Annotated in this window: 16 protein-coding genes; 10 read left to right on the top strand and 6 right to left on the bottom strand. The window is 58.4% G+C overall.

The features are described from left to right. Positions 1 to 251 precede the first annotated feature (251 nt). From ACT3TY_RS17405 to ACT3TY_RS17395, 3 genes are all read left to right on the top strand, one after another. The gene (locus ACT3TY_RS17405) at positions 252 to 668 is read left to right on the top strand and encodes a hypothetical protein (RefSeq protein ID WP_444629030.1); all 417 of its coding nucleotides are present in this window, start codon (positions 252 to 254) and stop codon (positions 666 to 668) included. 339 nt (positions 669 to 1,007) lie between these two features. Continuing rightward, entirely contained in the window at positions 1,008 to 1,487 is a 480-nt protein-coding gene (locus ACT3TY_RS17400) for a Dps family protein (protein ID WP_125749534.1), read from the top strand. A gap of 201 nt (positions 1,488 to 1,688) precedes the next feature. Further along, positions 1,689 to 2,681 carry an IS30 family transposase gene (locus tag ACT3TY_RS17395; RefSeq protein ID WP_082021262.1) on the top strand — a complete coding sequence of 331 codons (993 nt, stop codon included), beginning with the start codon at positions 1,689 to 1,691 and terminating at the stop codon, positions 2,679 to 2,681. On the opposite strand, the gene ACT3TY_RS17390 is transcribed toward ACT3TY_RS17395, so the two are convergent. Then, positions 2,671 to 3,030, bottom strand: a complete 360-nt coding sequence (locus tag ACT3TY_RS17390; RefSeq protein ID WP_444629029.1) for a hypothetical protein — start codon at positions 3,028 to 3,030, stop codon at positions 2,671 to 2,673. The two genes, ACT3TY_RS17395 and ACT3TY_RS17390, sit on opposite strands and share 11 nt — an antisense overlap. Before the next feature lie 336 nt (positions 3,031 to 3,366). On the opposite strand from ACT3TY_RS17390, the gene ACT3TY_RS17385 reads away from it, so the two are divergent. The 7 genes from ACT3TY_RS17385 (at position 3,367) to ACT3TY_RS17355 (ending at position 7,511) form a co-directional block, all read left to right on the top strand. After that, the gene (locus tag ACT3TY_RS17385) at positions 3,367 to 3,957 is read left to right on the top strand and encodes a TetR/AcrR family transcriptional regulator (protein WP_444629028.1); all 591 of its coding nucleotides are present in this window, start codon (positions 3,367 to 3,369) and stop codon (positions 3,955 to 3,957) included. Next, entirely contained in the window at positions 3,954 to 4,916 is a 963-nt protein-coding gene (locus tag ACT3TY_RS17380; protein WP_444629027.1) for a DMT family transporter, read from the top strand. Before ACT3TY_RS17385 ends, ACT3TY_RS17380 begins: the two co-directional genes overlap by 4 nt. A 54-nt stretch (positions 4,917 to 4,970) precedes the next feature. Then, positions 4,971 to 5,564, top strand: a complete 594-nt coding sequence (locus ACT3TY_RS17375) for a recombinase family protein (RefSeq protein ID WP_444629026.1) — start codon at positions 4,971 to 4,973, stop codon at positions 5,562 to 5,564. A 247-nt stretch (positions 5,565 to 5,811) separates the two neighbouring features. Beyond that, positions 5,812 to 6,114 carry a type II toxin-antitoxin system HigB family toxin gene (locus ACT3TY_RS17370; RefSeq protein WP_213573536.1) on the top strand — a complete coding sequence of 101 codons (303 nt, stop codon included), beginning with the start codon at positions 5,812 to 5,814 and terminating at the stop codon, positions 6,112 to 6,114. Positions 6,115 to 6,118: 4 nt separating this feature from the next. Next, entirely contained in the window at positions 6,119 to 6,499 is a 381-nt protein-coding gene (locus tag ACT3TY_RS17365; RefSeq protein WP_309725517.1) for a helix-turn-helix domain-containing protein, read from the top strand. Positions 6,500 to 6,625: 126 nt separating this feature from the next. Next, positions 6,626 to 7,255, top strand: a complete 630-nt coding sequence (gene parA / locus ACT3TY_RS17360; RefSeq protein ID WP_444629025.1) for a ParA family partition ATPase — start codon at positions 6,626 to 6,628, stop codon at positions 7,253 to 7,255. A 28-nt stretch (positions 7,256 to 7,283) separates the two neighbouring features. Then, positions 7,284 to 7,511, top strand: a complete 228-nt coding sequence (locus ACT3TY_RS17355; protein ID WP_444629024.1) for a hypothetical protein — start codon at positions 7,284 to 7,286, stop codon at positions 7,509 to 7,511. Between the two features lie 151 nt (positions 7,512 to 7,662). Here the strand turns inward: ACT3TY_RS17355 and ACT3TY_RS17350 are convergent, their stop codons facing one another. The 5 genes from ACT3TY_RS17350 to ACT3TY_RS17330 form a co-directional block, all read right to left on the bottom strand. Next, complete coding sequence (locus ACT3TY_RS17350; protein ID WP_444629023.1) at positions 7,663 to 8,565, bottom strand: replication initiation protein; 903 nt, start codon at positions 8,563 to 8,565, stop codon at positions 7,663 to 7,665. 689 nt (positions 8,566 to 9,254) lie between these two features. Continuing rightward, positions 9,255 to 10,178 carry a DNA-binding protein gene (locus tag ACT3TY_RS17345; protein WP_444629022.1) on the bottom strand — a complete coding sequence of 308 codons (924 nt, stop codon included), beginning with the start codon at positions 10,176 to 10,178 and terminating at the stop codon, positions 9,255 to 9,257. Between the two features lie 194 nt (positions 10,179 to 10,372). Beyond that, positions 10,373 to 10,525, bottom strand: coding sequence for a hypothetical protein (locus ACT3TY_RS17340; RefSeq protein WP_444629021.1), 153 nt, complete (start codon positions 10,523 to 10,525; stop codon positions 10,373 to 10,375). A 48-nt stretch (positions 10,526 to 10,573) separates the two neighbouring features. Beyond that, positions 10,574 to 10,855, bottom strand: coding sequence for a hypothetical protein (locus tag ACT3TY_RS17335; RefSeq protein ID WP_444629020.1), 282 nt, complete (start codon positions 10,853 to 10,855; stop codon positions 10,574 to 10,576). Between the two features lie 414 nt (positions 10,856 to 11,269). Then, entirely contained in the window at positions 11,270 to 12,067 is a 798-nt protein-coding gene (locus ACT3TY_RS17330; RefSeq protein WP_444629019.1) for an integrase domain-containing protein, read from the bottom strand. Positions 12,068 to 13,377: the final 1,310 nt, after the last annotated feature.

Below are 13,377 nucleotides of genomic sequence, written 5' to 3'. Positions count from 1 at the left end.
AGTCTATCAGTCCGAGGGTAAATCGGTGACAGATACTACCTGGTTGCAGCTCCTAGGCTGTGAAAGATACTGATGACAGCATGCTGTCATCAGAGGACACATCATGAGGCACGGTAAGCGTCATAATCTTGTTTAGTTGCTGAAAAATATGGGATAGGTTTAGGGTCTTTGCGGTGCCTACCCTTACCTGGTGTTTGGGAATGGCGAGATTCTGAAGCTGATAGGTGGTCCTGAGGAGAGCGAGATAGTGTATGGATGCTACAAAGGTAATGGGGGTAATCGGTGCGATCGCCGTTTGGGTGCTCCTCTGGAAAGCACTGCCTGTGCTCTTTGAGCGGGTTGGCATGGTAGTGGTGCGCTTTCTCCCTCGTCGTGGAAAGCAGCACGATCAAGAAATTGTTCGTAGGGGGCTGAGTGTGAGCCGTGAGGGAATTCTTCGGTCAGCGGCTCTGATCGTTGTGGGAATGATTATCTATATGCCTACGCACGTCAGGTTAGGAGGAAACTCCATGACTGACTTCGCGTATCGGTTTGTATGGGAGCTGGGGGGAAGCCGCGACGGTTGGCATGCTATTGAACCTGCTATGAACATACTGATTGGCCAGGTGGTCGTAGTGGTTGTGATATCAGTATTGTTGGCTGCTACAGCACCATCGAAAAATGGATGATTGCGAAAAATATTTAGATATTAATTAATGTAATAATATTCAGTAACTTTAATTGAGTGGCTTTTTATAAGATCTCTTAGCGAATTTGCTTCACCTATAACTTCAGAAAAGTTGATTCTTGCGTTAGAAGATTCACTTTCTCCATTTTCGATATCTTCTTTAATGTTAAAGTCGTAAGGTTTTTCATGTACATCGACAGCTGTTTTGAATTCAGGAGGCTGCGTGCTATCGTATCGCGGGGGGACGTGCCCCGGACATGCTTTCAGCCCGAGCCGATTGTAAAATGCTCGCTACCGCTACCAAGCAACTAACCGACCAGCACTGGGAAAGGAGAGCGACATGCCATCGACAAATATTGGAATCAGCGATGCCCATCGCAAGAACTCGGCCAAGATACTCAACAACGTGCTATCTGACGTGTTCGTGCTCTATACAAAGACACTATGCTGCCATTGGAACGTCCAAGCTTCCGACTTCCGGGACCTTCACCTTCTTCTGGAAGATCAGTATCGCACCTTAGCCGGTGAGATCGATATGATTGCCGAGCGTGCTCGCGCGCTCGGAGAGCGTTCTACGGGTAGTATGGCGGGCTTTCATGAGCACACCCGGATTCATGAGTTCGACGAGCACAAGGACCTGCCCGACGCGAAGGGTATGTTAGGCCAGCTGCTCGAAGACCATGAAACAGTCATTCGAGAGCTACGGGAGCAGCACGGAAACGTCTCGGATCGTCAGCATGATATCGGAACGACGAGCTTGTTCGAAGACCTGCTGGTAACGCATGAAAAAATGGCGTGGTTCCTCAGGTCCCACCTCTAAATTTTTGTCCTTATTGTCCAGATCGCATCACAGGATAGCCCGACACAGCCTTAGCCACGGCCTAACTAGCTGTGCGGATGCGGTGGCGGGCCTTTTCGTCCTGGATTCATAGAATAACCGCAGCACTTTGGACAGCACGGTGGAGGCAGGAGGGCCAGCGCCGGTACCCTTCTCGGCTCACCGACCAAAGTGATGCAGAGCATGGGATACCGACAGCTGACCCAGATCCAACGATACCAGATCCACGCCCGCTATGACTTGGGCATGAGCCAGCGGCAGATCGGCAGGGAGTTGGGCCTCCACAGCAGCACGATCAGTCGTGAGCTGCGCCGCAACGCGACCTCCGATGGCTATGATCCCGAGCAGGCTCAGGCTCTCAGTGACCATCGGCGCCGTACCGCCTGGAAGTGGACAAAGCGCCTGCCGAGCATGATTGCCGCCGTTGTCGGCCGGCTGCGTGAGGAGTGGAGCCCCCAGCAAATCAGTGGCTTCACAGCGCCATTGGCCGGCGTCGGCGTCAGTCATCAATGGATCTACTCCTTGATCTGGGATGACAAGGCACGGGGTGGTGATCTCTGGCGGCATCTCCGTCAGCCCAAGCGTCGCAGCAAGCACCGCGTCCAGGCCAAGAGCGCTGGGCTGGGCAAGATCCCCAACAGGGTAGGGATTGAGCGCCGCCCCGCTGAGGTCGATGACCGGCGTTTCATCGGCCACTGGGAGGGCGACACCGTGATCCATGGGCACAAGCAATCGGGCTTGGTTACGCTGGTCGAGCGTCGCAGCGGCTATCTGCTGGCGGCACGACTGTCCAAGATCTCGGCGGAGCTGACACAAGCGGCCATGATCCGCCTGTTGAAGCCTCGTCGGGGAGCTGTCCAAACTATTACTCTGGACAATGGCTCGGAATTTGCCGGCCACGAAGCCGTGGCCAAGGCGGTGACGGCGTCGACGTACTTCTGCGACCCCTACTGCTCCGGGCAGCGTGGGACCAACGAGAATACCAACGGCCTGATACGGCAGTACTTCCCCAAGGGAACGGACTTCCGACAGGTCACCGATACCAAGCTGCGCAAAGTGGTCATGAAGCTGAATGACCGCCCCCGAAAACGGCTCGGCTATCGAACACCGGCGCAGGTGTTTCTGGGGGAATACTCAGGAGCCCTAGATACCGCAGGTGCTGCGCTTATTGCTTGAATTCAGGGATGTACCTATGAATATATTCGTCAGAATAGCAGTCATATTCCTTACTGAAAGGGCTGACTTCCTTATCAAAAATCCTGCTGGGGCGGTGAAGAAGATTTCCTGATTCGTCTCCACTTTTTAGCTCCATGCTGAAATTGGCTCCTGTTATTTTTTCAAAGCTATAGTTATAAATTTCAACATAAATAGGGTGTGATGGAGGGCATAACCTGGCACCTAGATCTCTATTGATCTCGGCTTTTATTTTTTTTCCATCAATGAGCAGTAATGCTAATGCGACAATCATCGCAGTGATAAATGTGGTGCCTACGATCCTCGAAAAAAATAAGGCCGTTTTCGTCATTTCTATTCCACATGTCTAAAAATATTATCAAGCATAAAATCCATCTTGCTTAAGAATGGCATTTAACGCAATAGGATGAGGAAAGGGCGATGGCGTGCTACACACAAGGTCATGAGTTCCAGAAGGTAGAAAATGGGTCGTTTTCTTTACGCGCGATGACCGCCCCTCCAGGAGGCCCTGGAGGGGCGGTTTCGTGTAAAGAAATTGCGTAAATATTTCTACGTACATAAAAGGGGTGTTTTATAGCTTCTGCTCAGCCTGAGGGAGCCATCTTGACCTTGCGCCGCGAGTAGGTAGACTAGTCTACCTACTCGCGGCGTCCCTTGAGGTATCGACATGAAGACATCACCCATTCAGCCGCCCAGGAGCGCCCATGACCGGCTGCTCGATGCGGCTTCGACGCTGTTCTACAGCGATGGCATCACGGCGACGGGGATCGACACCATCGTGAAGCGGGCGGGTGTCGCCAAGAAAAGCCTCTACAACAACTTCTCCTCGAAGGCCGAGCTGGTGGCAGCCTATCTAGAGGCGCGCCATGCGGAATGGCTGGTGTTGTATGAAGCGCGCCTACGTCAGGCCACCACCCCGCGCGACAGGGTGATGGCTGTATTCATGGCCTATGAGGACCATGCCGAGCATGCCTATGAGCGAGGCTTTCGCGGCTGTGGGCTGCTGAATGCCGCGGCCGAGTTGCCGGCCGGGGATCCAGGCAGGGCAGTAGTTAGAGGGCACAAGGAGCAGGTTGAAGCGCTGCTGGCTCAACATGTCGGCGACATGCTCGGTGCTGATCCGCAGCGATCCGCCCAGTTAGCACACCACCTGGCCTTCTTGCTTGAAGGTGCCATGGCCCGCGCCGGGCTAGAGGGGCGCAGCGACTGTTTGCGCCAGGCGCGTGACCTGGCGGCCGCCATGCTGGAGGCGTCATGAGCCGGACGACTCAGGAGCGCTTGCTGGGTATTGCCGCCGTGCTGGTGGCCGCCATCCTGTGGGGAACCACCGGCACTGCGGCGACCTTCGCACCGGACGTCAGCGCCGTGGCGATTGGTGCCGTGGCCATGGGCGGCGGTGGCCTGATGCAGGCTGCCCTCTCTGCTGGAAGGATCCGTCGCCATACCAGCGCGCTGCGCGCTCAGTGGCGGTACCTGCTGCTGGGCGCCGTCGCCGTGGCGATCTATCCGTTGGCGTTCTATGCCTCGATGCGCCTGGCCGGAGTCACCATCGGCACCGTGGTCTCTATCGGCTCGGCACCTCTGCTCTCGGCGTTGATCGAGACTCGTCTGGATGGGCTTCGACTTACTCGCCGCTGGATGATCGGCGCCGGGCTCGGGCTAGCCGGCATGGTGTTGCTGTGTCTGGCCGAAGGAAGCGGCCATGTGCCGACTGGAACGGCATCGGGCGTGATTCCCGGCGTGCTGTTGGGACTATTGGCCGGCCTGACCTATGCGCTGTATTCATGGACGGCACGCCGCCTCATGCAGCGTGGCATCGCTTCCCGAGCCGCCATGGGGGCCACCTTCGGGATGGGCGGCCTGATGCTGATGCCGGTGCTCTTGGTCACGGGGGCGCCGCTGCTGGCCTCATGGGTGAATGCCTTGGTAGGGCTCTACATGGCCCTGGTGCCTATGTTCCTGGGGTACCTCTGCTTCGGGCACGGCCTGGCGCGTATCCCTGCCAGCACCGCCACGACGATCACCCTGTTCGAGCCTGTGGTGGCGGCAGGACTGGCGGTGGTCATCGTCGGAGAGCGCCTGCCGCTGATGGGCTGGGCAGGCATCGTGCTGATATTGGGCTGCCTGGTATGTATCAGTGCTCCCGTTAGGGCAAGCAAGCGGGAGGAACCTGTCTCGGCACCTAGTTCTGACGTCGCTCCTGGTATGCGATCATGACGTAAAGAAAACCAAGGTTTGTTTTCTTATAAATCGCCATGGCGAGGAGGGCGCATGATCATCGGCTACGCACGGGTCAGCACACAGGACCAGAATCCCCAGTTGCAGCGTGACGCACTTCAAGAGGCCGGCTGCGAGCAGGTCTTCGAGGAGTGTGTCACCGGTACCAATCGGGAGCGTCCCGAGTTGCAGGCCTGCCTGAGGACGCTGCGCGACGGCGACACCCTGGTGGTGTGGAAGCTCGACCGTTTGGCCCGCTCGCTCAAGGATCTGGTGGAGCTGATCCACGAACTGAACGAGCGTGGAGTGGGCTTCCGATCGCTGACCGAGGCGATCGATACCACCAGTGCCGGGGGCAAGCTGGTGTTCCACATCTTCGGCGCCCTGGCGGAGTTTGAGCACAGCCTGATCCGCGAACGCACCTTGGCGGGCCTGGCCGCGGCGCGTGCCCGCGGTCGTAAGGGAGGTCGCCGTCCTGTCATGTCAGCGGCAGACGTGCGCAAGGCAGTGGCAATGCTGGCTGATCCTGAGATCACCAAGACCGAGGTAGCTAAGCATTTCGGCGTTAGCCGGGTGACCCTGAATGCCTCATTGGAAAGGGAAGGGCTGAGTAAAGTGGTAAACCATCGTGAGATAGAGGAGGTGTGATCGTGGCCGAGAAGCTTTTCTCATATGCTCAAATGAGTTTTTGAGTTGAAACTTATTTGAGTGTTTGTGCATTGGGCACTCTCCGGCGGTATCTGCCATCCCTCTTGCATGCCAGGCGCCACAGGGCTTAGTCGCCAGCTCTGGCGGGGCCTCCGCATCGTTCTCTCTGAGGATGCAGGGAGGAGGGAACTATAGGGTTTGACAGTAGTCCCAATTTGGGACACGATGCCTCCATCAAGGAGGTTGCATGAGAATCGTATCGACGAAAACCCTAAGGGATTTCTGGAGGCAGCATCCTGACGCCAAGGGCCCGCTGGAGGCCTGGGTCGATGAAGTGAAGCACTCGCAGTGGCAGAGTACACATGACATCAAGGAGCGGTACCCAAGGGCCAGCGTGCTGGGCAACAAGCGCGTCGTATTTGACATCAAGGGCAACGACTACCGGCTCATTGTGAGCGTTGCTTACCGGTTTGGCGCGGTCTATATCAAATTCGTCGGTACCCACGCCGAGTATGACAAGGTGGATGCCGAGACAGTTGAAATGGAGTGAGGCTATGAACATTCGCCCGATTCGCACCGAGAGCGACTATCAGGCTGTGCTGCGTGAAGTATCCGCATACTTCGACAATGAGCCCGAGCCCGGCACTGAGGACGGCGACCGCTTCGAGATTCTTCTGACCCTGGTCGAGGCCTACGAAGCGAAGCAATTTCCCGTGGACCTGCCGGATCCCATTGAAGCCATCAGGTTCCGCATGGATCAGGAGGGGCTAACGGCCAAGGATCTGGAGCCGGCTATTGGTAAGCGCAATCGTGTCTACGAGGTTCTCAACGGCAAGCGCAACCTGACTCTGGCCATGGTGTGGAAGCTACACGAAATGTTTGGGATCCCAGCAGAGAGCCTGATCAAACCTCCCCGCCATACGGAGATTGCCTGATTCGCCTTCTATTCTGGGCATCGACAGGCCGCCCATCGAGGCGGCTTGTTTTTCACGGTGTTAACTCAAAAGCGCAAATGATGTTATGATTCTATGAGTAGAGAATCAAATACTTATGGAGGCCCTATGCACGTCATTGCGGTACTCAATCAGAAGGGTGGCTCGGGGAAGACCACAATCGCGACCCATCTGGCACGTGCCCTCCAGCTGGAGGGGAAAGAGGTGCTACTGGTGGATTCCGATCCTCAAGGTAGCGCGAGGGACTGGGCGGCTGTCAGAGAAGATCAGCCCGTCACGGTGGTGGGGATCGATCGCCCAACAATAGGGCGTGACTTGAAGAGCGTGGCCCGCCAGGAGTTCGTCGTCATCGATGGGGCTCCTCAGGCGGCTGACTTGGCTGTGTCTGCCATCAAGGCAGCTGACTTCGTCCTGATTCCTGTCCAACCCAGCCCTTATGACATCTGGGCTACGGCAGATCTGGTGGATTTGGTGAAGCAACGCATCGAGGTGACGGACGGAGCCCTTCAGGCGGCCTTCGTGGTGTCGCGGGCTATCAAAGGGACGCGCATCGGTGCCGAGGTCGCTGAGGCGCTTAACGGATACGAGTTGCCCGTTCTGGATGCCCGCATTACCCAGAGGGTTAGCTACCCCGGCACCGCGGCGACAGGGACCACGGTGCTGGATAGCGAGCCCAATGGCGACGCGGCTGCCGAAGTGCGCGCCCTGGCTGCTGAGATTACACAAAAACTCATTTGAAGCTTTCAGTTAATGAGGATATGAGTAAATGAGTTCAAAGAAAGGCACACTGAGCGCTGGGCGCCCGAGCGTAAAGGCTAGCGACAAGAGGAAAGCAGCGACCTTAGCTAGCTTGAGCGATGAGCAGCCTAAGAAGCGGGTCAACTTCGAGCTGTCGGCTGACCAGCATGCCAAGCTGAAGATCTATGCGGCTCGACAGGGTAAGACGGTGAAGGAGCTACTCACCGAGTACATACGAAGCCTGCCTGAGGAGTGAAACCTCCCCGGCCATTAACAAATTGGTTATTTTAGCGCTTGAGCCCTATGCCGTGTCGAAAGCGGCAGAAGGAGGTAGTGAATGCTGGCCCATGAAGCATTGAAGGGGATGGCCTCGGAGGACTGTAAAGCTCGTGAGAAGCGCGAACGGGTCAGGCTTGTTCAGCCTCCACTGCCTGATCACGTTTCTTCTGGAGGAGACGTAGTGCTGCATCCTCATAGCTCTCACCTGGGCGCGCTTGCTGCTCGATGAGATGGCGGGGAATGCCGAACAGTACGCCCTGGCTTCCCTGGTCCGCAGATGCTGTACGTTTTGGCTTACGCCGCTTGTCAGTGATACCTGACGTCTTCTTGTCGGTCTTCTCTCCGAACGTGAAGACGAAATGGCTGACACGTCGCCCGGTCTTTCGCTGATGCCACTCTACCCAGAATGGACTGTGTTCGTTGATCTGCTCCACGGCTGGCTGGACTACCCACCGCTTAAAATCTTTTATGGCAGGGTACTTATCGCTTAATTGGAGTGCTTTTCGGAGCCACTCTATGGTTACGACACGCTCGCCTGAGTCTCGCCATTGGCATAGTAATTCGTAGAGTCGAATGGCGTGAGCACTAGTCATTTTCGCTACATCGCCTAACGCATAGCGAGTGAACTGTTCCGTTAGCTGGGTTAAGTAGGGCAGCATGTCTTTGGTGAAGCGTAGTTCTACCCTGCCTTCCGCTTTTCGGTAACGAATCGATTGCACCCAACCGGTGACTAGCGTTTCTTTATGAGTTCCTTCCCCGTTGGGTCGCTCAGTGATCCAGACCTCACGACGCTTTAGGCGAAGTGCGGCTTTAGCTAGTTCGTCATAGACCGTATGAGATGCACTGCCGGTCAGCGCTATGATGTCGTCAGCGCTAACGCTGTACAGAACCTCATCGGTAATTGGTTGATCCCTTCGCACCTGCGAGATGCAGACCAGCATGATGCGCTGTTCTGCTGGGGTAAGCCGGTATGAGGCTTCGATGAGGGCGTTGCTCTTGTAGACCGGTAAGCTTCCTTGCTGTTGTGGCACGACTCGCTCCCGTTAGGTGAGAATATTATTCTCTCCCTTTATGCCCCAACTTCCTCCCCCTAGCAACCCCAAATCCCTCCCCTCCAAACCCCAAATCCCTCCCTGCACAACCCCAAATCCCTCCCCCTCTAAGGGGTAATTCATTTTAATTTTCAGTGATTTATGGGATCCTAAAAGGGGAAAAGGAAAAGGAACAGAAAAGACGCGCAGATGCGCGTTCACCTACCCTCCGGTCGCTCCGCTCCCTTCGCCCCCGCTTCGCGGGCCTAACGAGGGTGCGCCAAAGGCGCAACAATTGGGCAGCTTCGAGGCGCTTCGCGCCTGCGCTGCCCAGCGAGCAGGCTTGGCCGCTAAAGAATCCAGCCTCAGTGGTCGCCACCCCATTGCCCTGCTGGAACATTGGGCGCTTCGCGCCCGTTGTTTAGCAGTACGCGGGGGGGATCTCCCATCAGTATCTAGATGATACGACTGTGCCGTTTTAGGAGGAGGGAATTGGGGTCAACATCCACTTGGAATGATGTGAAGAAAAAGGACATATTAATCAAAGCATTATGTGATTAAGTGGACAAAGATAATTACCCCTAGGTCCACTATAGTGGACCTAGGGTGAAATTGTGGGGAGGAAATTGGAGTCGAGGTCCACTAGAGAACGTGAAGCATACATCTAAGGGTCATCACCAGAGCTTGACCTACTCCCCCAGCGACAGCTGGTCCTCCTCCCGGTCGTTACGTTGGCGATCCTCCAGGGCCTCCATACGGGCCGCTAGGGCCTCACCCTGTACCTCGGCCTTGGTCTGACCCTTTTCGGCCTCCTGGGCGCGTTTCTGGGCGTCCTGGAGCTGCTTTTCTAGGGCGGCTAGGCGCTCGCGGTACTCGTCTCGCTGTTCGGCCAGGGCCTGACGGTGGTCCTGAGCGTCCTGCTGGCGAGCCTGCCGCTCCTCCTGGAGTGCCTTGGCACGCTCCTCGGCCTGCTGCTGGGCGGCCTCGGTGCGGGTCTCGGCCACGGCCAGGGCGCGTTCGGCCTCGATGCGGGCTTGGTCGGTCTGCTTGGCCTCACGCTGTGCCGCGATGCGCGCTTCCCGCTCCTCGTCACGCTGCTCCTCGAGGGTGGTCACGCGGTTGCGGGCCTCGGCCAGCTGCTGGCGGGCCTCGTCGCGCTGGGCCTCCAGCTCCTTCACCCGATCGCGGAACTCGGCCACGGCGCTGCGCGCCTCGTCGCGCTCGCCGGTGACCCGATCGCGCTCGCTCTCCAGGGCCTCCACCCGGCCACTCAGTTCCTCGACCTGCTCCTCCAGCTGCTCGCCGGTGGCGGCCAGCTCGTCGGCGGTGTGCTGAGCCTCGAGGGCATTCTCCTCGGCCTCAGCACGCGCCGCGGCGGCCTGACGTTCCAGCTCCTCGGCCAGGGCGGCGGCCAGCTCGTCGGGCAGGCGGGCGGCGCGGCGCTCGGCCGGCGCCTGGGTGGCCCGCCACGCCTTGAGGTGGCGATGGATGGTGTTGGGGCTGCCGGTGCCCAGCTGCTCGCGGATGCGCTGGATGCTGGGCTTCTCGCCTTGCCCCACCAGGGCGTCGGCGGCGGTGGCGACCTGCTCGTAGGTGATCCCGGTGCGTGCCATATCGTATTCCTCTCGGCTGTATCGTATATCGTATTTCATATTATATGTTATACAATACAAAATACAATACAAAATACGAAGTTATACGAAATATTCCGGCAGCAGGGCGTGTCGTCGTTGGCCAGACACGAAAAACCCCGCCGTAGCGGGGTTTGCGGGTCGGCGAGCTCGCCTGATGGGGGCGTGGGTCGGCGTCAGGCCGTCGGCTGGCCCTGGGCGTCTTGCTCGCGAGTTAGGCGCCGCTGGCGGGTCTGGTGGGTGTTGCGCTCGATCTGCACGTAGGTGAACAGACACACGCCGGCCATGAACACAGCGAAGGCCACGATCATCCAGCTGAAAGGTGTCATAGGAGGCTCAATTACGGTTGTCGCTGCATGGCAAGTCTGTGGTCGGGGTTATGCGTACCCATTCTCTTCGATGTGGGCGAGGTACGTCAGCACGTCGTTGGCACGCCCCTGGGCGACCAAGTCCGCGGCAGTTAGATTCCCTAGGGCCGCGATGGAGTGGTTTCGATACCACGCCTCAGCGGCGTCTCGCGAGCCGGACCAGGGTTCGACTTTCTCGAGGATGGTTTGGATCTGTTCCTGTCTGTCGCGTCGGCGGGCCCAGACGAGACCGCTACCGAATATAAACAGGGCAGCGAACAAAATCCCAAGTGGCAGCAGCGCGACCGTCATCTGGGAAACCTTTATCGATGATTACTCAACAGTATATTGATCTTTAGGAGCGAGAACGAGCGAGCTTCCGCGGACGACCTCCCGGAGCCCCGGGGCACGGGCCTGGAGGCTTGGGGCGCGTCCAGGAGCCGCGCAGATGGGGTTCCCAAGCCGGCCAGCGGCCTAGGGCCGCGGCGAGTACACAAGCCGTTCGCCAGTAATCGTACTGGCTGGATTGAGCTAGCTCGGCGATACCAGCTTTGAGCACCCATTGCAGATGTTTTACGCGCCATTGGTAAGGTTCGCGGACCCCCCAGCGTTTTTCAATCAGTGTCGCGATGCGACGGCCGCGGCGAATATGTGCCTGAACGCTACTGGTCTTGCCGGGCTGGGCGCGTCTCAGTAGGACATCGATCTGTGTAGGGCGAGCGGTAGTCATCGGCTGCTCCCCACGTAGGCGGTCAACACATCGAGCCGGCCGTGGCCGAGCTCGGCGGAGATCGTCGTTCGCGCCTGGCGATCCAGGTCCCGGGGCGCCTGGCGATAGCCGGCAACGGCCGGCGCGGGACAGCCGGTGATCTGCTCATAGCGCTGGCAGGCGTAAGCGGCGCGGGCGTCGTGGTAGCCGGGCAGGCCGTGCTGCTGCAGAATTGCGCGCCCCTGGGCGATCTCGCCGCCGCGGCTGATGGCGAGTTGGGCGTAGCGCTCGTGAGGAGCGATGAGGTTGTGGCTGCCGTCGGGGCGGGCGGCGACGGCGCTGGCCAGCGCCCGCCGCTGGGCCTCGCCGATCGGCACCCAGCGAGGCGCGTCGCGGCCGCCTTTCGTGCCCTCGAGGACGTTGACTGCGCCGTGTCGCGCGGCCTCGCGCGACCAGCGGTCGAGATCGGCTTTGACGGCTTCCTCGCGGCGCACGCCGAGCGTTCTGGCGAGCTCGAGGACCGCAGCGGCGCGGGGCAGTCCGGCCTCGCGCAGGGCCTCGGTGGCGCTCTGGACACGCCTTATATCCCGGGCGGCCGGTGCTTCGGTACGGACCGCGCTGCGCGATCCGGCATATTCGCTTGGTGAGACCTGGACCTGACGATCGCCGCGCAGTGCAGCGAAGATAGTGTTCACGCTACTGATGCGGTTCTGTGCTGTTGCGACTGAGATTTCGCCGGCTTCGACCTGGTCCCGCATATGTTGCGCGTAGGTGGCTGCGAGCTCTTGGTTGTCGATCTTGGCAACGTCTCGCACGCCTTGCTCTCGCGCCCATACGGCGAACTGTGTCCAGCGCTCTGAGTGTGTTGCGACTGTACTGTGATGTCCCTGGCCGTAGTGATCGCGCAATGCTGTTTTGCCGGCATGTGCGAGCTGTTTTCCATACCCATAGTTCCTCGAACTGGCGTAGCGTCCCACTCCTGATCTCCTGTGTTTTATGTCTTATTTCCCCCGTCTTTCCCGCCTAACGAGTGGTAAGTGATAAACCGAAATTTGGCTCGGTCGGGCCTTTGGGGGCTCGTCTTGACGCGACGATAACGCCAGAAGGTAACGCCTACTGGACGGCGATCATTGTGGGTCAGCTGTACACGACCGCGGTGAGCCGGAGCTCGGCGGGAGGGTCGTTGGACGGGTGGCGGCCGTCCGGTACAGCACTGTGGTGTAGTCGCCTCGTGAGCAGAATGAGCGCGTGCCCGCCGGCCAGGCGGGTGGTCATCGACCACGAACAAAGTGCTTCATGAGGGGTTTTGGTGAGGGTATTGGTAGCTCCAGGCGTGGTGCCGCGGGCGAGTCCGCCCGGCCCTGCGGCCCGCTACGCGGGCTCTCGAGCCGGGCGGACTCGTCGGCGCCGGGCGCCGTCTCTGTGCGCTACGCGACACAGAGACGGCGCGCTAATGACGGCAGCTACTTAGTCGCAAAGGCAGGCAATGTTGTAGCGATCTCAAGCAGGTCTTTCACTTCAGCTGGCGATAAATAGCCAATGACAATGACAATAAAATGGCTGAGAGAAAGGGATAACTAGAGTCGTGTACATCGACGGCTGGTAGCTATGAGTTAGCAGCGGATCATCAGATGGTTGCACAGGAGCTGGTTATGCCACATCAGGATATGCGACAAGCGTGAAGGCGCTGCATGGCAGGCCGATTTATGAAAGTCGACAGCAGCTGCTGCGACGAATTTAGAGTGAAGGATCGGTTATTTTGAGAGGCCGATACCTCTATACCCCTCATCAAGAGGTGCACTCTATTTCTAACACACCACAAAAGTATCGGGAAGTTGTGTGGCGAATTCTTTGCAGTGAGCCGGAGTCACCGGGCGTGAGGGCAAAACGGTGACAGATACTACCCAGTGGCGATGGGGAGGGCTCGAGAGGCTGTCAGGCCCGCTGAAAATGGGGTTTTGCAAGCCTAGTCTATCAGTCCGAGGGTAAATCGGTGACAGATACTACCTAGCTCAAGCAGGGTGGGGCTGCCTGCTTCCCGAAAACGGTGACAGATACTACCTGGTGGCGATGGGGAGGGCTCGAGAGGCTGTCAGGCCCGCTGAAAATGGGGTTTTTCAAGCCT

The organism is Halomonas sp. AOP22-C1-8 (assembly GCF_052378905.1).
GTDB classification, from domain to species: Bacteria; Pseudomonadota; Gammaproteobacteria; order Pseudomonadales; family Halomonadaceae; genus Vreelandella; species Vreelandella citrativorans.
This window is presented reverse-complemented; position numbering and strand designations above follow the sequence as displayed.